The 18,258-nt window shown below is 41.5% G+C and carries 18 protein-coding genes; 17 read left to right on the top strand and 1 reads right to left on the bottom strand.

What is annotated here, in order from left to right:
- The first annotated feature begins 6 nt into the window (after nt 1–6).
- The 13 genes from ACWM35_RS22525 to ACWM35_RS22585 all read left to right on the top strand — a co-directional run bounded on the left by ACWM35_RS22525 (nt 7) and on the right by ACWM35_RS22585 (nt 13,473).
- Nucleotides 7–645, top strand: coding sequence for a TetR/AcrR family transcriptional regulator (locus tag ACWM35_RS22525; protein WP_454821141.1), 639 nt, complete (start codon nt 7–9; stop codon nt 643–645).
- On the top strand, nt 642–1,526 hold the full coding sequence (locus ACWM35_RS22530; protein ID WP_454821142.1) for an ABC transporter ATP-binding protein: 885 nt from the start codon (nt 642–644) through the stop codon (nt 1,524–1,526). Before ACWM35_RS22525 ends, ACWM35_RS22530 begins: the two co-directional genes overlap by 4 nt.
- 6 nt (nt 1,527–1,532) lie before the next feature.
- Nucleotides 1,533–2,330 carry an ABC transporter permease subunit gene (locus ACWM35_RS22535; RefSeq protein WP_454821143.1) on the top strand — a complete coding sequence of 266 codons (798 nt, stop codon included), beginning with the start codon at nt 1,533–1,535 and terminating at the stop codon, nt 2,328–2,330.
- Between the two features lie 16 nt (nt 2,331–2,346).
- Nucleotides 2,347–3,144, top strand: a complete 798-nt coding sequence (locus tag ACWM35_RS22540; protein ID WP_454821144.1) for an ABC transporter permease subunit — start codon at nt 2,347–2,349, stop codon at nt 3,142–3,144.
- Nucleotides 3,145–3,213: 69 nt separating this feature from the next.
- The gene (locus tag ACWM35_RS22545; protein WP_454821145.1) at nt 3,214–3,549 is read left to right on the top strand and encodes an ASCH domain-containing protein; all 336 of its coding nucleotides are present in this window, start codon (nt 3,214–3,216) and stop codon (nt 3,547–3,549) included.
- A 92-nt stretch (nt 3,550–3,641) separates the two neighbouring features.
- Nucleotides 3,642–5,369 (top strand): ABC transporter ATP-binding protein, encoded by a 1,728-nt coding sequence (locus ACWM35_RS22550; protein ID WP_454821146.1) that lies wholly within the window; start codon nt 3,642–3,644, stop codon nt 5,367–5,369.
- Nucleotides 5,369–7,222 carry an ABC transporter ATP-binding protein gene (locus ACWM35_RS22555; RefSeq protein ID WP_454821147.1) on the top strand — a complete coding sequence of 618 codons (1,854 nt, stop codon included), beginning with the start codon at nt 5,369–5,371 and terminating at the stop codon, nt 7,220–7,222. Before ACWM35_RS22550 ends, ACWM35_RS22555 begins: the two co-directional genes overlap by 1 nt.
- 104 nt (nt 7,223–7,326) lie before the next feature.
- Nucleotides 7,327–8,577: an MFS transporter gene (locus tag ACWM35_RS22560; RefSeq protein ID WP_454821148.1), complete on the top strand. Its 1,251-nt coding sequence runs from the start codon at nt 7,327–7,329 to the stop codon at nt 8,575–8,577.
- A gap of 292 nt (nt 8,578–8,869) precedes the next feature.
- A complete protein-coding gene (locus tag ACWM35_RS22565) occupies nt 8,870–10,048 on the top strand; it encodes an ABC transporter substrate-binding protein (RefSeq protein ID WP_454821149.1) in 1,179 nt (392 codons plus the stop codon).
- Between the two features lie 97 nt (nt 10,049–10,145).
- On the top strand, nt 10,146–11,024 hold the full coding sequence (locus ACWM35_RS22570) for a branched-chain amino acid ABC transporter permease (RefSeq protein ID WP_454821150.1): 879 nt from the start codon (nt 10,146–10,148) through the stop codon (nt 11,022–11,024).
- Between the two features lie 13 nt (nt 11,025–11,037).
- The gene (locus ACWM35_RS22575; RefSeq protein ID WP_454821151.1) at nt 11,038–12,012 is read left to right on the top strand and encodes a branched-chain amino acid ABC transporter permease; all 975 of its coding nucleotides are present in this window, start codon (nt 11,038–11,040) and stop codon (nt 12,010–12,012) included.
- Entirely contained in the window at nt 11,987–12,766 is a 780-nt protein-coding gene (locus ACWM35_RS22580) for an ABC transporter ATP-binding protein (RefSeq protein WP_454821152.1), read from the top strand. The genes ACWM35_RS22575 and ACWM35_RS22580 overlap by 26 nt, the downstream gene beginning before the upstream one ends.
- On the top strand, nt 12,766–13,473 hold the full coding sequence (locus tag ACWM35_RS22585; protein ID WP_454821153.1) for an ABC transporter ATP-binding protein: 708 nt from the start codon (nt 12,766–12,768) through the stop codon (nt 13,471–13,473). The genes ACWM35_RS22580 and ACWM35_RS22585 overlap by 1 nt, the downstream gene beginning before the upstream one ends.
- 34 nt (nt 13,474–13,507) lie before the next feature.
- On the opposite strand, the gene ACWM35_RS22590 is transcribed toward ACWM35_RS22585, so the two are convergent.
- Nucleotides 13,508–15,316, bottom strand: coding sequence for a TIGR04190 family B12-binding domain/radical SAM domain protein (locus tag ACWM35_RS22590; protein ID WP_454821154.1), 1,809 nt, complete (start codon nt 15,314–15,316; stop codon nt 13,508–13,510).
- A gap of 284 nt (nt 15,317–15,600) precedes the next feature.
- Between ACWM35_RS22590 and ACWM35_RS22595 the strand changes: the two genes are divergently transcribed.
- From ACWM35_RS22595 to ACWM35_RS22610, 4 genes are all read left to right on the top strand, one after another.
- A complete protein-coding gene (locus ACWM35_RS22595; protein WP_454821155.1) occupies nt 15,601–16,062 on the top strand; it encodes a hypothetical protein in 462 nt (153 codons plus the stop codon).
- Between the two features lie 85 nt (nt 16,063–16,147).
- Nucleotides 16,148–16,624 carry a Cys-tRNA(Pro) deacylase gene (gene ybaK / locus ACWM35_RS22600; protein WP_454821156.1) on the top strand — a complete coding sequence of 159 codons (477 nt, stop codon included), beginning with the start codon at nt 16,148–16,150 and terminating at the stop codon, nt 16,622–16,624.
- A 75-nt stretch (nt 16,625–16,699) separates the two neighbouring features.
- Nucleotides 16,700–17,803 (top strand): PRK06851 family protein, encoded by a 1,104-nt coding sequence (locus ACWM35_RS22605; protein ID WP_454821157.1) that lies wholly within the window; start codon nt 16,700–16,702, stop codon nt 17,801–17,803.
- A 106-nt stretch (nt 17,804–17,909) separates the two neighbouring features.
- Nucleotides 17,910–18,107 carry a hypothetical protein gene (locus ACWM35_RS22610; protein WP_454821158.1) on the top strand — a complete coding sequence of 66 codons (198 nt, stop codon included), beginning with the start codon at nt 17,910–17,912 and terminating at the stop codon, nt 18,105–18,107.
- Nucleotides 18,108–18,258 lie beyond the last annotated feature (151 nt).

The following is an 18,258-nucleotide window of genomic DNA, read 5'->3' on the forward strand; positions in this document are numbered from 1 at the left end:
GCCAGAATGTATTCGAAATTTCTCAACCTAGATGAAGAAAAACAAGATCGGATTATAAATGCAGCATTAAAAGAATTTGCCCAGAAAGGATATGATAATGCCTCGACCAATGAAATTGTAAAAGAAGCAGAGATTTCAAAGGGGCTGCTATTCCATTATTTTCAGAACAAAAAGCAATTATATTTCTTTTTGTTTGACTATTGCTATGAACTCATTGCAGAGGAATTTTACAAAAAAGCGGACTTATCGGAACCAGATTTTTTTAATCGAATTCGCCAAGCGGTCACCATTAAAACCGAACTTTTAGCAAAATATCCAGATATCTTTAAGTTCGTTCAAGAGTCATTTTTGGAAGAATCAGCTGAGCTAAAAGTAGAGTTTGAAAAAAGAAGACAGGAACTGACAAAAATCAATACCGAAAAAGTATATGAAGGTATAGATCTCTCACGTTTTAGAGAGGATGTCGATGTTCAAAAAGTCCTGAAAATCATTACGTGGACGTTTGAAAAAATAAGTGATGAAGCGTTGTACAAAGCTAGACTTTCACCAAATCATGAACTCGACTATGAAAAAATCCGTTTAGAAGCGGAAGCGTATTTTGATATTCTTATAAAATGTTTTTATAAAGGGGGCAATCAAGGATGAATGTAATTGAAATCAATAACTTGACGAAGACGTATGGCAAGGCAAGAGGGATTTCAGACATCAGCTTTAATGTAGAACAAGGTGAGATTTTCGGCTTTATCGGTCCGAATGGCGCCGGTAAGTCGACAACCATCCGTACCTTGCTGTCGCTCATCTATCCGACGAGCGGCAGTGCCAAGATATTTGGCAAGGATTGTATCCAGTTTGCTCCAGAAATTAAGAAGGAAATTGGCTACCTGCCTTCTGAAGTTTTTTACTATGACAATATGAAGGTGAAGGATCTCCTAAGCTATTCCGCTAGTTTTTATAAAAAGGATTGCCGTAAGAGAATCAAAGAGTTGGCGGAAATCATGGACTTAGATCTCAACAAAAAAATTGATGATCTTTCCTTAGGAAATAAAAAGAAGGTAGGAATTGTTCAAGGCCTGCTGCACGAGCCTAAGTTGATCATTCTCGATGAGCCGACAAGCGGTCTCGACCCGTTGATGCAGCAAAAATTCTTTGAATTGCTCGAAGATGAAAATAAAAAAGGCGCTACGATTCTATTTTCGTCCCATATCTTAACGGAGGTTCAACGTCTTTGTAACCGGGTTGCCATCATTAAAGAAGGCAAGCTTGTAGCGGTAGAAAAGATTAGTACATTAAAAGAAAATACGCATAAAAAATTCAAAATCGAGACAAACGCCCAGCTCACCCCTAACTATTTTGCCCTAACAGGTGTGAATCAGCTTGAGGTTAAGAATAACGTGACGAGCTTTATTTTTAGCGGAAATATTAATGACATCATGAAGAAGATTGCTGACATTGAAATTACGAATCTTTGGATTGAAGAGCCTGACCTTGAGGAGATCTTTATGCACTACTACGAAAAGGAGGCCTAGGAGACTATGAATATTTTGTTGCATGAATTGAGGGTATATCGGAAATCGACGATTATCTGGTCGATATCGTTAATCTTGATTGTCGTCCTGTTTATGTCTTTATTCCCATCGTTTTCAAAGGATACGGAAGAGTTTACGAAATTACTTGAAGGATATCCAGCGGCGGTTAGAGCTGCATTCGGAATTAACTTGGATAACTTTTTTTCAATTCTAGGATTCTATTGTTATGCGTTATCGTTCATCACTCTTTGCGGAGCAATTCAGGCGATGAATCTCGGTACGGGCATAATCAGCAAGGAAGTCCGTGAAAAAACAGCCGATTTCCTGCTTACGAAGCCAGTTACAAGGACGACAATTATCACTGCTAAGCTCGTGGCAGCCTTGATTTCAATCTTGATCACAAATCTCTTTTATTTGGCAGGAGCGCTCCTAACTGCCTATCAAGTAAAAACAGTAGATTTTAGTCTGAAAGTCTTTATCATGCTTTCGCTGACGGTTCTTTTTATTCAACTGATTTTCCTTGCGATAGGTGTCATCCTTTCGGTGGTGATCCCGAAGATTAAATCAGTACTAACCGTATCGCTTAGTACGGTCTTTGCCTTCTACTTCCTTGGAATGTTCAGTGCGACATCAGGTGATGAAGCGAAACGATATATTTCGCCGTTTAAATACTTTGATACTGCCTATATCATGGAAAATTCTAGCTATGAGACCCCCTTCCTGGTGGCAGGATTGGTCATTTTGATTCTAGCGATTGTGGCAAGCTATGTTATTTATCGAAAAAAGGACATCCACGCAGTCTAATGGAGGTGATTTAGTCATGAATATTTTTTTAAAAGAATTGAAGTCTCATAGAAAATCGCTGATTTTTTGGAGTATTGGTATGTTTCTGATGGTCGCATCTGGGATGGGCAAATATGTTAGTTTATCATCCTCAGGCCAATCGATGAATGAAATGTTAGCCGGGATGCCGAAATCAGTGCTGGCGATTCTCGGGATCGGTGATTTTGATATCTCAACGGCAAGTGGTTATTATGGATTATTGTTTATCTATTTATTATTAATGGCTACAATCCATGCTGCGATGCTCGGAGCAACGATTATTGCCAAAGAAGAACGAGATAAGACATCAGAGTTTTTATTTGTTAAGCCAGTATCAAGAATAACCGTCATTACTGCGAAGCTAGCAGCGGCCGTTTTGAATATCGTGATCTTAAACCTAGTTACCTTTGTTTCATCGATCGCACTTGTGGGAAAATACAGTGATGGGAAAGTGGAAACAGGAGATATTGCCCTGACAATGGTGGGAATGTTCATTTTACAGGTCTTGTTCTTAGTTACCGGAAGTGCCCTTGCGGCGGTCAAAAGGCATTCGAAGTCGGCTGCATCACTGGCTGCAGGGATTTTATTGCTTACGTATGTACTATCAGTGGCCATCGACTTAAATGAGGATATTGAAGGTTTGAAATATTTAACCCCATTTAAATATTTCGAGGCAAAAAATGTGATGAATGGCGGCGGGGTTGAGCTTATCTATGTGGTCTTGTCGGCAGCAATTATTGTAGCGTTTACTGCCTTAACTTATGTGTTTTATAAAAAGCGAGATCTGAATACCTGACAACTCCTTTTGATAATCTGGCAATAGTGTTAATATAAGAATGTCCAATTGTAAAAAGGAGGAATTAACATGGAATATAATACATTACCACCAAAAACATGCTCGGTTGAACGTTTAGTAACGATGGAAAGTGATGTGAAATTAGTCCTTTCCGGGAAAAAGACAGCAACTCGCCGTAATGGCCGCTATGCGGATCCTGGTGAAATCATGACACTTGAAGGACGTGATTTTGTCATCGAACGCGTTTATTCTCAGTCATTAGGAGAGTTAACCGACGATGATGCCCGCCGTGAGGGCTACTCAACGGTCGAAGAATATAAGCAATCAATTCTTGCTTACCATCCAGGAATGCCGTGGCTGCCGCAAATGCGTGTCTGGGTTCATGAATTCCGGGAAGCTGAATAATCACTTGTTAAAGCATAAGTCCTTTCGATAAAGGATTTATGCTTTTTTTGCTATAATATCCCTATTGAAATGACAGGCTGGGGTGCAGGTGCATGCAATTTTTAACAAAGTACATAAAAAAGTATTGGAAGTCGTTTAGTCTAGCGGTACTATTTTTAACCTTTGAAGCAGTAAGTGATTTGCTGATGCCGACAATTATGGCGAAAATCATTGATGTCGGTGTCGCAGGGAAAGACCTAGATTACGTGTTGAAAATGGGCGGATTGATGCTGTTAATTACCTTGTTTGGTGCCATTTCTGCCTCAACAAGAAGTATGATGGCAAGTCATGTTTCCCAAAGCTTTGGCGCGGAGTTACGAGTCGATTTATTTAAAAAAATTCAATCGCTCTCCTTCAAAAATATTGATCAATTTGAACGTGCTTCCCTTGTCACAAGACTGACCAATGATGTCACCCAAGTGCAAAATTTTTCGAACGGATTAATGCGGATTTTTGTAAAAGCCCCCCTATTAGCGATTGGCGGCTTAATCATGGCAACACGATTGAATCTTCACCTTGCCGTTGTCTTGGCAGTGGTTGTTCCGATTGTTGCCTTGTTTATTGTTTTAAATTTACGTTTAGGATTTCCGCGTTTCGCCAAGGTGCAAAACGCACTTGATCGGGTGAACGGTGTCATGCGTGAGTATTTATCCGGTGTCCGTGTGGTCAAAGCATTTAATCGATTTGATGTCGAGGTGAATAAATTTGAGCAAGCGAATGAGGAATTCAAAGATCGCTCCGTGGCCGCAGCACGGTTAATGGCCGTTTTTAGCCCGGCGATCATGCTGACGGTGAACCTTGGCATTGTTGTTGTTCTTTGGCTCGGCGGTTATGGCGTGGATAATGGAACTGTTCAGGTCGGCCATATTATCGCTTTTATTAACTATATGACACAAATTCTCTTCTCACTGATGATGATTTCGATGGTGTTTACGATGTTTGTTCGTGCGAGAATTTCTGCGGTAAGGATTGGCGAGGTATTTGCTCTCGAGGATTCAGTAACATGGAAGGAAGAGGAATCTGTCGCACCTGCTGTCAAAGGTAGAATTGATTTTGAACATGTTGATTTTTCCTATGAAGGCACAAGTGGCGAGCCGGTATTGAAAAATATCCACTTTAGCTGTCTGCCAGGGGAAATGGTAGGAATCATTGGATCTACAGGTTCTGGAAAAAGCACGTTAGTTAGCTTGATCCCACGCTTTTATGAGGTTAGTTCCGGGACGATTAAGGTGGATGGTGAGGATATTCGAAATGTCTCCCCGAAACGATTAAGGGAAAAGATTGCCATCGTCCCTCAGAAGAACATTCTATTTACAGGAACAGTGGCTGAAAATATTAAATGGGGTAAAGAAGATGCGGAGGAAAAGGAGATTATCGCTGCAGCGGAAAGGGCATGTGCCGATGAGTTTATTTCAGCTTCTCCAGAAGGCTATCAAACAAGAATGGGTCAGGGCGGGGTAAATTTTTCCGGTGGCGAGAAGCAGCGGCTGTCCATTGCTCGCGCGTTAATAAAAAAGCCGGAAATCTTAATCCTAGATGATAGTACCAGTGCTGTCGATGTCGCCACAGAGGCGCGAATCAAGGCAAGCTTAAAGAAATATGCTGAAGGGTTGACTTGCCTCTTGATTGCCCAACGGATTACATCAATCATCGATGCCGATAAAATTATTGTTCTCGACCATGGTGAAGTCGTGGGAATCGGAAAGCATGAGGAATTAATCAGAAACTGTACGGTTTACCGGGAAATCTATCAGTCTCAAATTGGCAAGGAGGTGCTCTAATGGCGTCGGAATCATCACAAAACACACCACCACCTATGCCAGGCCCGCAAGTTCGACCTGGAGGATTTGGTCATGGCCGGAGAGGCCCGGTAGTAAAGCCAAAGAATTTCAAGGAGACAATGAAACGATTATGGCAGTACGTTGATAAGGAAAGGAACAGACTAATTGTTGTATTTCTCTTTATCCTCGTTAGTGCGGTGCTGGCATTACTGGCCCCTTATTTAATCGGGAAGGCGATTGACGCGATCCATCTGCAAGGGATCGATTTCAACTTTCTGAGCGTGATGGTATTTATTCTGATGGCTGCTTATTTGTTGGATGCCGTGATGAATTTTTTACAGGGCTGGTTGATGGCAGGTATTTCGCAGCGAATTGTTAAGAGATTGAGGGATGCCCTTTTTAAAAAATTGCAAAAGCTGCCGATTGCCTTTTTTGATCAGCGGACACATGGAGAGCTGATGAGTAGGCTCGCCAATGATGTGGATAATGTCAGTAATTCGATTTCTCAGTCGATTACGCAATTAATGTCCGGGATCATTGTAATTGCCGGTTCTTTGATCATGATGCTGGTGTTAAGCCCGATATTAACATTAGCCAGCTTAGTCACTGTCCCGCTCGTCTTTTTGCTGACGCGAACGATCGCAAAAAGGACTAGTGTATTATTCAAAGCCCAGCAGGTTCAATTGGGAAAATTAAATGGTCAACTTGAAGAAACGATCTCTGGGATTGAAGTGGTAAAGGCGTTTAATCATGAGGAAAAGGTGATCGCCGAGTTTGAAGCGGTCAATGAAAAGCTGCGTGAGGTCGGCCTTAAGGCGCAAATCTGGTCGGGATTTTTAATGCCGATTATCAACGTCATCAATAATTTAGGATTTGCAATTGTGGCTGTTGTCGGGGGAATCCTTGCGGTAAAAGGAATGATGACGGTGGGAGCGATTGCCAGCTTTATTACCTATTCGCGGCAGTTTGTCCGCCCACTCAATGACCTTGCGCAAATTTTTAATATCCTTCAATCCGGTGTTGCAGGAGCGGAGCGGGTGTTCGAAGTCATCGATGAGCCAGAGGAAACGGCCGATCAGCCTGGAGCTATTCCGCTTGCAAAGCCCAAAGGACATGTCGTGTTTGAAAATGTCAGCTTCGGCTATCGGGAGGATGTCCCGATTTTAAAAAATGTCAGTTTTGAAGCGGAGATTGGCAGCAGTACCGCCTTAGTTGGACCTACCGGAGCAGGGAAAACAACGATCGTGAATTTACTAACTCGATTTTACGATGTGACAGGAGGCAGAATTCTGTTAGATGGGCGCGATATTAGGGAATACACTCGTGACAGCTTAAGAAGCAGCTTCGGCTTTGTGCTGCAAGATACCTATTTGTTTTCTGGAACGATTAAAGACAATATCAAGTATGGTAAACCAGAGGCAACGGATGATGAAGTTATTTCAGCAGCAAGGATGGCCAATGCCGATACGTTTATTAATCGTCTGCCGCGCGGGCTTGAAACGAAACTATCGGAGAATGGCGGTAACTTAAGTCAGGGTCAGCGCCAGTTACTGGCGATTGCCAGAGTAATCCTTGCCAAGCCTGCGGTTCTGATCCTGGATGAGGCGACCAGCAGTATTGATACTCGGACAGAGCGGCATATTCAAGCAGCATTGCTTCACTTAATGGAGGGACGAACCAGCTTTATCATCGCTCACCGTTTAAATACGATTCGCGATGCCGACACGATCATGGTCATCGACAACGGCCAAATCATCGAACACGGAAACCACGATACCTTAATGGAACAGCAAGGAAGGTACTATCAGATGTTTGATAATCAATTTAAAAACGTAGAAATCGCAGCGGAATGAGAGAGGATGCAGGGGCATTCTCCTTTTTTAGTGACAAGTGTAAAGACAGTTGTTAAAATACTATAGGGAATTATGATTTTCTTTTTATACCTAAAAAGCTAGTAATGGGGAATAATTCTACTAACTGGCATTTATACAGGAGGAATAGAATGGAAAAACAGATGGCGGCTCCAAACAGGAAACTGCTTTGGATTGCCGGAACGGGCTGGATGTTTGATGCAATGGATGTAGGGATGCTTTCCTTCATTATTGCCGCATTAAAAGTGGAATGGGATTTAACAGCTCAGCAGATGGGCTGGATTGGCAGTATCCAATCGATTGGGATGGCTGTTGGTGCCCTGATTTTTGGGGTAATGGCAGACAGAATCGGGCGTAAAAATGTTTTTATTATTACTTTATTATTATTTTCTCTCGGCAGTGGTGTTTCGGCTTTGGCGACAGGCTTATTTATGTTCCTTGTGCTAAGGTTTTTCATTGGAATGGGATTAGGCGGCGAGCTTCCAGTAGCGTCAACCCTTGTGTCTGAAAGTGTTCCAGCAGAAAAAAGAGGCCGCGTCGTTGTTTTGCTAGAAAGTTTTTGGGCGGCGGGCTGGTTAATTGCTGCAATTATTTCCTATTTCGTGATTCCGAAATTTGGCTGGCAGATTGCCCTGCTATTAAGCGCTGCACCGGCGCTTTACGCTCTTTATTTACGCATCAACTTGCCGGATTCACCACGATATGAAGCGGTGAAAAAGACAAAGAAAATATCTGTCATGGAAAGCTTGGCTGCATTATGGTCGAATGAACATCGTCGTCAAACCATCATGCTCTGGATCGTTTGGTTTTGTGTCGTCTTTTCTTATTATGGAATGTTCTTATGGCTGCCAAGTGTTATGGTCATGAAAGGCTTTAGTTTAATCAAGAGCTTCCAGTATGTCTTAATTATGACACTTGCCCAATTGCCAGGTTATTTTACGGCAGCATGGTGCATTGAACGATTTGGGCGGAAGTTTGTCCTTATTGTCTATTTACTTGGAACTGCGATTAGTGCCTATTTATTCGGTAATGCTGATACAGAGGCATTTTTAATGATTTTTGGAATTTTATTATCGTTCTTTAATTTAGGTGCTTGGGGCGGTTTATATGCTTACACGCCAGAACAGTACCCGACGGTGATTCGTGGTACCGGATCAGGAATGGCAGCATCCTTTGGGCGTGTTGGCGGAGTACTCGGGCCATTATTGGTTGGTTACTGGGTCACACAAGAAATGGCGATTGGGACGATTTTTACAATCTTTTGTATCTCCGTTCTTCTTGCTGTATTTGCTGTTCTCTTTTTAGGAAAAGAAACAAAAAATCAAGAATTAGAATAATTTTTATGAGTGAGAGATTTCTATTCCGAAATCTCTCTTTTATTTTTTAGTACAGTATAATTTTACTTTATTAGAGAGTTAAAAATTCCTTGATTCTCTTAATAATATCCTATCTGAATAGTGGTAAGTAGCATTATTTGGGTTTTTACAGAATTATATTGAAATAATTCGTCGAAAGACTAGACGAATAGAAAAATATCTTGTACAATGTTTTCAGAATATTATCTCTTTTGGGAACAGTGGGATAATTGAGAGCAGTACAGGGGAGACAACAAAATAGGGGGGTATATGTGTGAGAAAGAAAAAATTGGCGGGACTTTTTATGTCGCTCATGGTAGCGGCAGGCGTGATGGCGGGATGTAATTCATCGTCAAGCACGGGCGGAGGCGGAAAAGATAGCGAAACGATTAAAATCGGGGCGAATCTTGAGCTTTCTGGCGGTGTAGCATCTTATGGTCAATCGATTGAAGAGGGTCTTGATTTGGCTTTAGAAGAAATCAACAAAGAAGGAATTGACGGTAAGAAACTCGAGCTTGTAAAAGTAGACAATAAATCTGAAGCATCAGAAGCAACAAATGGCGCGATTAAGCTGATCAGCCAAGATAAGGTATCAGCAATCATCGGTGCGGCAACAAGTGGAAATACATTAGCACAAGTAGAACTTGCTCAGAAAAATAAAACACCTTTAATTACACCAACTGGTACCAATCCAACAGTAACCTTGAAAGATGGCGTCTTAAATGACTACGTTTTCCGTACTTGCTTCATCGACCCATTCCAAGGAACTGTAGCCGCGAACTTTGCTGCTAATGATCTTAAAGTTAAAAATGCGGCGATTATCATCGATAGCTCTAGTGACTATGCAAAAGGCCTAGCTGCTGCCTTCCAAAAATCTTTTGAAAAGAGCGGCGGGAAAATCGTTGCGGAAGAAGCATATATCGCTAAGGATACAGATTTCAACGCAATTCTAACAAATATTAAGGCAAAAAACCCAGAATTCGTATTCCTTCCAGGGTATTATGAAGAAGTTGGTTTAATCATTAAGCAAGCTCGTGCACTTGGAATTGAAGTTCCATTCATGGGCGGCGACGGTTGGGACTCTCCTAAACTAGTAGAAATTGCAGGAAATGATCCATTAAACAATACGTTCATTACTAACCACTACTCTTCTGGTGACTCTGATAAGAAGGTACAAGATTTCGTAAAAGCATTCCAAGATAAGTATGATGGAAAATCTCCAGATGCATTTAACGCTTTAGGTTACGATTCTTTATACTTCCTTGCTGATGCGATTAAGCGTGCCGGAAGCTCTGAACCAGCAAAAATTCAAAAAGCACTTGAAGAAACAGACGGACTTTCTTTAGTATCTGGTACTTTAAAGCTTGATGAAAATCATGACCCTGTTAAATCTGCCGTTATCCTTGAGTACAAAGACGGCAAGCAAGAATTTAACACAAAAGTAAATCCGTAATTTTATAGAGGCAAACAGAATAGGGAGTTGTTAGGACTCCCTATTCATACTTATTAGATATAGTAATATTTTCCTATTTTTGGGAGGAGACTTGGTCATGGAATTTTTACAGCAGCTTGTTAACGGAGTGTCTTTGGGTAGTATTTATGCACTGATTGCCCTTGGTTACACGATGGTATACGGCATTGTTAAACTTATCAATTTTGCCCATGGAGATGTCTTCATGGTCGGTGCATTTATTGGCTTTTATTCGATTACCGTACTAGATTTAGGATTTTTCCCATCCTTGCTGACCTCGATGGCTACTTGTGCGCTTTTAGGTGTTTTAATTGAACGGATTGCCTATAAGCCACTAAGAAATGCCACAAGAATTGCCGCTTTGATCACGGCTATTGGGGTTTCTTTATTGATTGAATATGGTGTGATTTATGTTCGCGGAGCACAGCCAGAGGCTTATCCAAGCGATATCATCCCTACGAAGAGTTTAGAATTACTTGGAGTAAAAATAAGCAGTCAGTCCTTGCTTATTTTAGGAACTTCGGTTGTTTTAATGATTTTGTTGCAATTTATCGTTCATAAAACAAAGATTGGGAAAGCGATGCGTGCAGTTTCGTACGACATGGATGCTGCCCGTTTGATGGGAATTAACGTCAACAATACAATTTCTGCTACCTTCGCAATTGGATCAGCTCTTGCAGGTGCAGCAGGTGTAGCATTTGGTATGTATTATACAAAAATTGAACCATTAATGGGGATTATCCCTGGTCTTAAGGCCTTCGTTGCGGCCGTGCTTGGTGGTATCGGTATCATTCCTGGTGCCATGGTTGGCGGACTTTTATTGGGTGTCATTGAGTCACTTGTCAGTGCAGCTGGCTTTTCGTTATGGAGAGATGGCGTTGCGTTTGTCGTTTTGATTTTAATTTTGATTTTCCGTCCTGCCGGTTTATTCGGTAAAAATGTCAGGGAAAAGGTTTAGGGGGTCTATGGCGATGAAAATTCTCAATCAAGCTAAAGGTTTTTGGACCTCAATCGTTTTGGCTATTGTCTTAGGAATTGTCGTGCAGTTTTTAATTACGGGTGAAATGATCAACTTCTTTTATGTCAACACTTTGTACTTTATTGGGATTAACATTATTTTGGCCGTAAGCTTACATTTAATTATTGGGATTACTGGTCAGTTTTCAATTGGACATGCAGGCTTCCTGGCAGTTGGAGCATATGCTTCCGCTATTGTCACCATGAAGCTAGAGCTTCCTTTCGCATTAGGGATCGTCGCAGGTGGTGTGGCTGCCGCACTGGCGGGTCTGATTATCGGGATCCCTACATTAAGGCTAAAAGGGGATTATCTTGCGATTGCAACTCTAGGTTTTGGTGAAATTGTTAGGATTGTCTTTTTAAATATTGATTATGTTGGCGGAGCCAGCGGAATGACAGTTACACAGATGACCACTTGGCCTTGGTTGTTTGGCGGTGTGTTATTAACGATTCTTGTGATTCGCAACTTTACAAATTCCACTCATGGCCGTGCTTGTATTTCTGTTAGGGAAAATGAAATTGCAGCAGACGCTATGGGGATTAATACGACGTATTATAAGGTTATCGCTTTTGTGATCGGCTCGTTTTTTGCCGGGATTGCTGGTGCCTTATACGCTCACAACTTTTTCATTATCCAGCCAACAAACTTCGGGTTCTTAAAGTCATTTGATATTTTAATCTTTGTTGTACTTGGCGGTTTAGGTAGTATGTCCGGTGCGGTCATTGCTGCCATTTTGCTAACGATTATTTCTACGTTCCTGCAAAGCTATCCTGAAGTTCGGATGATCATCTACAGCTTAGTCCTGATCATTATGATGCTGTACCGTCCACAGGGATTATTAGGTACGAGAGAATTGACCTCATTCTTTAAGATCGGAAAATCGACTAAAGGAGGAGTTAAAGATGACAGCAAACACACCGTTGCTTAAAGTTAATAGTGTCGGTATCCGCTTTGGCGGTTTGAAGGCAGTTTCTGACGTAAACGTCGAGTTAAGGCAAGGAGAACTTGTCGGACTGATTGGACCAAATGGTGCTGGGAAGACAACGTTTTTCAACCTGTTAACTGGTGTTTATGTTCCGACAGAAGGATCGATTGAATTAGACGGAGACAAATTAAATGGTTTAGCTCCATTTAAAATTACGAAAAAAGGAATCAGCCGTACGTTCCAAAACATTCGTTTATTTAGTGAACTATCGGTTCTCGATAATGTAAAGGTTGCTTACCATTCGCTTGCAAAGCATTCGATCATGAGTTCCATCTTCCGCCTCCCTTCTCACTTTTCAGAGGAAAAGTATATGGAAGAGAAAGCGATTGAGTTTTTAAAAATTTTCAATTTAGATTCATTCATGCATGAGAAAGCGAAGAACTTGCCGTACGGTCAGCAGCGCCGCTTGGAAATTGCCAGGGCGCTGGCGGCAAATCCAAAATTATTGCTGCTAGACGAGCCAGCTGCCGGAATGAATCCACAAGAAACAGAAGAATTGATGAATTTGATCGCGTTAATCCGAAAGAAATTTGATTTAACGATTCTTTTAATCGAACATGATATGGGCTTAGTCATGGGTGTTTGCGAACGGATTTATGTTCTCGACCATGGCCAATTGATTGCCGATGGAACTCCTGAACAAATCAGAAACAATCCTAAAGTCATCGAAGCGTATCTTGGGGAGGAGGTTTCATAATGCTGAAAATTGATGATATTAACGTGTACTACGGCAATATTCATGCATTAAAGGGTGTTTCTTTGGAGATTAATCAAGGTGAAATTGTTACCCTAATTGGTGCCAATGGTGCCGGTAAAAGTACTTTATTAAAAACGATCTCAGGCCTGCTTAAGCCTAAAAGCGGTGATCTTATATTTGAAGGTAAATCCATTTCTGGCAAGGTGGCACAGTCGATTGTGAAGCAAGGTTTATCCCATGTTCCCGAGGGACGCCGCGTATTTGCTAACATGTCAGTGGAGGAGAATCTTGAATTAGGTGCTTACTTGCGGAAGGATAAACAAGGGATTCGTGAGGATTTCGAAAAGGTTTATCAGTTGTTCCCACGTTTGCATGAGCGCCGCAAACAGCTTTCCGGGACATTATCAGGTGGTGAGCAGCAAATGCTTGCCATGGGACGAGCGTTAATGGCAAGACCAAAGCTGCTGCTGTTGGATGAGCCTTCGATGGGGCTGGCCCCGCTGTTAGTAAAAACGATTTTCCGGATTATTGAGGAAATCAACCAAACGGGGACAACGATTCTATTGGTTGAACAGAATGCCAATATGGCCTTGTCGATCGCAGATCGTGCCTACGTTATAGAAACTGGAAAAATCGTCATCTCCGGTTCTTCCGAAGAACTCAATCAAAGCGATCAGATCCGCATGGCTTATCTGGGCGGACATTAATAAAAAAAGACGTGTGGGCTCACACGTCTTTTTCCTATTCTATTGCTTTCTGACGCTTTGGCTCGAGTTTAAATTGGTGACGGAGCTGTGGTCGGAGTGCATGTTTGATTTTACTTACATATTCCTCATAAAGCTGCTCTAATCCAACATGTGCCAGCGAGAAGAAGTTCGCGTAATTCTTTTGCACATCCCACTTCAGTTCATTTTTACCACAAATACTATATTTATTTAATTCTTCAATTTCCTCTTGGATTTTTGCTAATTCCACTTGCTGCTTATCTTCAGGAAGCGAAAGAACATAATCAATCTTTTCAATATAAGCCTTGGATTTCTCAATTTTCCCTTTAATTTCCGTATAGCCTGCTTGATCAATCAGCCCATACTTTAATTTCATCTCGTTTAGTTTTTGTGCCGCATCATAAGTAGAGTTCACAATGTCATCGCGTGTCATCTGCTTCGTTTCATAGCTGAGCATATGCTTCCATGACGGCTGAGTGATCGCCTTGCGGTGGTCTTCAAGTGTATGACAGAATTTTTTAAAACCATGAAGCTCTGGATTTTCAAATGCTGCACTCGCTGGGTCTAGGAAAGGTGCAAGCGGTGCGACAAAGTAAAACAGCCTCGGATCCTTGTTACATGCTAAGTGAATTTTTTCACAAAAATCAATGTTTTCAATAGCACTCTGGTATGTTTGGCCAGGAATACCCGTCATAAAAAATAAATCGATTTTTTTTGCGCCATGCTTTAAGGCAAAATTAAGCGTTTCGAAAACTTTTGGGTTCGTACAATTGAATTTGGAATTATAACGTCTGATTTTTTCATCATGCGTTTCCAATGTAATTTCAATGCTGTATTTTGGACAGCTATCATTCATCATTTGAAAGAATTCTTCACCCGCATATTGGAAGAGTTCAAAGACAATTTCATTTTTTAGATTCAGCTTCTTCAAACGGCTGAAGAACTCCTTCACATACTCACGGCCACCCTGGCGCAGGTCATGAAGAATAAAGATCGGTGCCCGGCTAAAGCGTGAAATAAATTGAATGTCATCGACCAGCTTTTCTGGTGAGCGTAAGGCAAGCGAGCTTCGACCACAGTTTTGATCGTAGGCATCCTTTGAGCCTCCGCAAATGAGACAGTTTTGCGAACAGCCTCTTGCGGTTAACAGGGCTGTATTGGGATATTGCAGCCAGCCCTTATAGGGCAGCGGGTCAAGGAAGTTTTTATATTTAAACACCGAGCGGATCGTATAGCGATAGCCTGGAACATCGATATCATTTAAATCCTCTGGCACATATGTAATCGAATTATAGCCAATTTCTGTCCCTTTTTTCCAGGTCAAGTTTGGGATATCAACATAATGGGTATTGCCTGTCTCTAATTTATTCATCCAAAGCAGCATTAGCTTTTCGGTAGAATCACCGCGCATCACAAAATCAATGAACGGATACTGGATTAACTCTTTATGATAATAGGTTGCAGATAGTCCGCCGAAAATGATGGGTTTATCAGGATGGAGCTTTTTGACGATTTTAGCCAATTCAATACTGCCATGGGCATGCGGCAGCCAGTGAAGGTCAATTCCGAAGGCGCGCGTCTTGATTTTTCTAAGCTTCGCTTCCACATCAAATTTCTCACTCATTAGCATCCGGTTAGCAATATTGATGATCTTAACCCGAAGTCCGTAGCGCTCAAGATAGTCAGCAATACTCGTTAACCCGATTGGGTACATTTCAAACACTGGTGATGACGGGACTACATCGCTTATCGGACCTGCAAGCAGGGAATTTTTTCGAAAATCATAAACACTTGGTGCATGTAATAAGACTAAATCATATTTCATAGGTGTCATCCTTTGCTAGTTTTATTAGATTCGGACAATGGTTGATATATGTGAATAACTTCACAAATAAATAAACTTCTATAGTGGGTAATAAGCTGTTTCCCCTTAATAAAAGGATTCCTTTGGATAATTTAAGTTTACTATATATCGAGGTTGATAGAGTGACAAACGGGTGACAACAATATGGAGATTCCGTGTTAAACCTACGGGTATAGTTATAAGCAGCTTTAACCCAATTCGGGCTGTTAACATACTGTAAAAGGAACGCATAATAAAGGAGGAATATGTTCGTGTATTATTATGGTTATCCGAATCATTACAGTATGTATCCTGTTTATGATGAACGCCAATTTCCATTTATGCCGCCGCCATTCGGTGGAGGTGGCGGGCAGCCTGGATTTCCGCCATTCGGTGGCGGTGGACAACAAGGTTTCCCGCCCTTTGGAGGCGGAGGCCAGCAGTTTCCACCATTTGGCGGAGGCGGAGGGCAGCAAGCAGGAGCTCCTTCCACCCCACCACCGTCGTACACTCCACAAGAATCACCGCAATTATATGCCGTGGATCCTGGAGCCATCAGGGGCTGTTTGTACCGATTTACCTATGTTTGGCTAAATAATGGAAATAGCTTCTGGTTCTATCCGACCTATGTCGGCCGAACCTCAGTTGCTGGCTATCGCTGGCGCGGGTTCCGTTGGGAGTACTTCGGAATTGATCTAAATAGAATTCGCTCATTTAGATGCTCTTAAGAGAGAGGGGAGTGCTTCTTTAAGCAGCTCCCCTCTTTTTAGATGGAAAAATTGTTATAATAAATGGAAAAAAGGATGATTTAGTGTGGCACAGGTGAAGACCAATGCGATTCGAATCCTTGATTCGAAGAAGATCGCCTATGAAATACTTACATATGAAAATAAAGACGGGAAAATTGATGGGGTTTCTGTTGCTGAAAAAATTGGCCGAAATCCGCAGGAGGTCTATAAAACTCTCGTTGCACAAGGGGCAAGTAGAAATATTTATGTCTTTGTCATCCCGGTTGAGGATGAGCTCGATTTAAAAAAAGCCGCGAAAGCAGCTGGTGAAAAGAAGGTAGAAATGATACCCGTGAAGGATATCCAAAAATGGACAGGCTATATTCGCGGTGGGTGCTCCCCGGTTGGGATGAAAAAAGAGTATCAAACTTTTATTGATGAAAGCTCTGGAATCCATGCGAACATCATTGTTAGTGCAGGAAAAATCGGTGTGCAAATGGTTGTGAAGCCCGAAGATTTAATCGCAGTTACGAATGGAGAAACAATCGATTTAGTAAAGTGAACCTAGGCATTCACCTATAGTGGGATGCCGGCATATGATAGGATGTGAAAAAGTCACTACTAAGGGGTGGATAAAGTGGCAGGAAAAATCTTAAATTACTATGCTGGCGGAAATACAGCTAGGGGATTTCATAGTCTATATGATTCAAATCTCCAAGGTCTTGACCGTGTTTATATCCTAAAAGGCGGCCCAGGTACAGGAAAATCCTCGCTGATGAAAAAGATTGGCCATGAGTGGGCTGAAAAAGGGTTAGATATTGAATTTTTACATTGCTCATCTGACACGAGCTCAATTGATGGAGTGTTAATTCCCGCTTTGAAGGTGGGTATTGTCGACGGGACAGCTCCTCATGTCATTGAACCAAAAGCACCTGGCGCAATCGAACAATATATCAATCTTGGGGAAGCCTGGGATGTGCGGATCTTGGCGGAGCATAAAAAAGCTATCCAAAAACTAACCAATCAGATCAATCATGCTTATAAACAAGCATATGCAACCTTTAAGCAAGCGCTGGATATTCATGATGACTGGGAAAAAATTTATATTGATAACATGGATTTTGAAAAGGCAGACCAGCTAACGAATAAACTCATTCAGTCCTTCTTTGGAAAAATGAAATTAAACAAGAATTCAGATGTCCGCCATCGCTTTTTAGGAGCGGCAACACCAGCGGGTGCTGTTGATTTTGTTCCGAATTTAACCGAGGATATTGTGAAGCGTTACTTTATAAAAGGGCGTCCGGGATCTGGTAAGTCGACGATGTTGAAAAAAATCGCTGCGGCTGCGGAAGCAAGAGGTTTTGATGCCGAGGTTTATCATTGCGGCTTCGATCCTAACAGCCTTGACATGGTGATTTTACGCGAATTAGGCATTGCGATTTTTGATAGTACGGCACCGCATGAATATTTCCCAAGCCGTGCAGGCGATGAAATTATTGATATGTATGAACAGCTGATTACACCGGGGACAGACGAAATATATGAGGATAAAATAGCCCCGATTGCTGCTGGATATAAAGCAAAAATGAAGGAAGCCATTTCTTATTTAACTCATGCTAAAGAGTACCATGACGAGCTGGAAGCCATTTATGTTTCCGCTATGAATTTCTCTATTGTGGAGAACATTCAAAATAAAATTGCTGAGGAAATAAGAGAATTGGCTGCAGTTAATAGCCAATAATAAAGTGGAAAGACTGTCCCTAATAGGGGCAGTTTTTGGTTTTCAGGATGACAAATTACCTCAGGGAGATAATAATAATAAATCTGGATAGAAAGAGTGAAGAAAAATGAATGATAATTCAAAGCTTGAAACGTCTGAAGCAAATATAAAACTAAACAAGCAGCTTGAGGATGGAAAGACCCATGCCCCTATACTCGGGTCTGAAGCGGAAAAAGCAAACATAGAATTGCAGGAGCAATTTAGCGCTGATAGTGAACAGAAAGATCTTAGAACTTCACCGACTGCAATTGTAACTCCTCAATAAAAAAAAGAAGCCGGCATTTTGATTCTGTACTGCACCCCAAAAGTTAGAGTGAAATCTAACTTTTGGGGTGTATTTTTATGGCTAAATATAGTGAAGAATTTAAGTTAATGTTGGTAAAAGAGTACCAAGAAGGAAAATTGGGATACAGTTT

Source organism: Neobacillus sp. K501 (genome assembly GCF_053749995.1).

Coding starts and splice junctions, on each gene's coding strand:
- ACWM35_RS22535 (WP_454821143.1), top strand. CDS start 1,533: ATGAATATTTTGTTGCATGAATTGAGGGTATATCGGAAATCGACGATT.
- ACWM35_RS22590 (WP_454821154.1), bottom strand. CDS start 15,316: ATGAAATATGATTTAGTCTTATTACATGCACCAAGTGTTTATGATTTT.
- ACWM35_RS22545 (WP_454821145.1), top strand. CDS start 3,214: ATGGAATATAATACATTACCACCAAAAACATGCTCGGTTGAACGTTTA.
- ACWM35_RS22570 (WP_454821150.1), top strand. CDS start 10,146: ATGGAATTTTTACAGCAGCTTGTTAACGGAGTGTCTTTGGGTAGTATT.
- ACWM35_RS22585 (WP_454821153.1), top strand. CDS start 12,766: ATGCTGAAAATTGATGATATTAACGTGTACTACGGCAATATTCATGCA.
- ACWM35_RS22580 (WP_454821152.1), top strand. CDS start 11,987: ATGACAGCAAACACACCGTTGCTTAAAGTTAATAGTGTCGGTATCCGC.
- ACWM35_RS22595 (WP_454821155.1), top strand. CDS start 15,601: ATGTTCGTGTATTATTATGGTTATCCGAATCATTACAGTATGTATCCT.
- ACWM35_RS22575 (WP_454821151.1), top strand. CDS start 11,038: ATGAAAATTCTCAATCAAGCTAAAGGTTTTTGGACCTCAATCGTTTTG.
- ACWM35_RS22530 (WP_454821142.1), top strand. CDS start 642: ATGAATGTAATTGAAATCAATAACTTGACGAAGACGTATGGCAAGGCA.
- ACWM35_RS22525 (WP_454821141.1), top strand. CDS start 7: ATGTATTCGAAATTTCTCAACCTAGATGAAGAAAAACAAGATCGGATT.
- ACWM35_RS22560 (WP_454821148.1), top strand. CDS start 7,327: ATGGGGAATAATTCTACTAACTGGCATTTATACAGGAGGAATAGAATG.
- ACWM35_RS22610 (WP_454821158.1), top strand. CDS start 17,910: ATGAATGATAATTCAAAGCTTGAAACGTCTGAAGCAAATATAAAACTA.
- ACWM35_RS22555 (WP_454821147.1), top strand. CDS start 5,369: ATGGCGTCGGAATCATCACAAAACACACCACCACCTATGCCAGGCCCG.
- ACWM35_RS22540 (WP_454821144.1), top strand. CDS start 2,347: ATGAATATTTTTTTAAAAGAATTGAAGTCTCATAGAAAATCGCTGATT.
- ACWM35_RS22550 (WP_454821146.1), top strand. CDS start 3,642: ATGCAATTTTTAACAAAGTACATAAAAAAGTATTGGAAGTCGTTTAGT.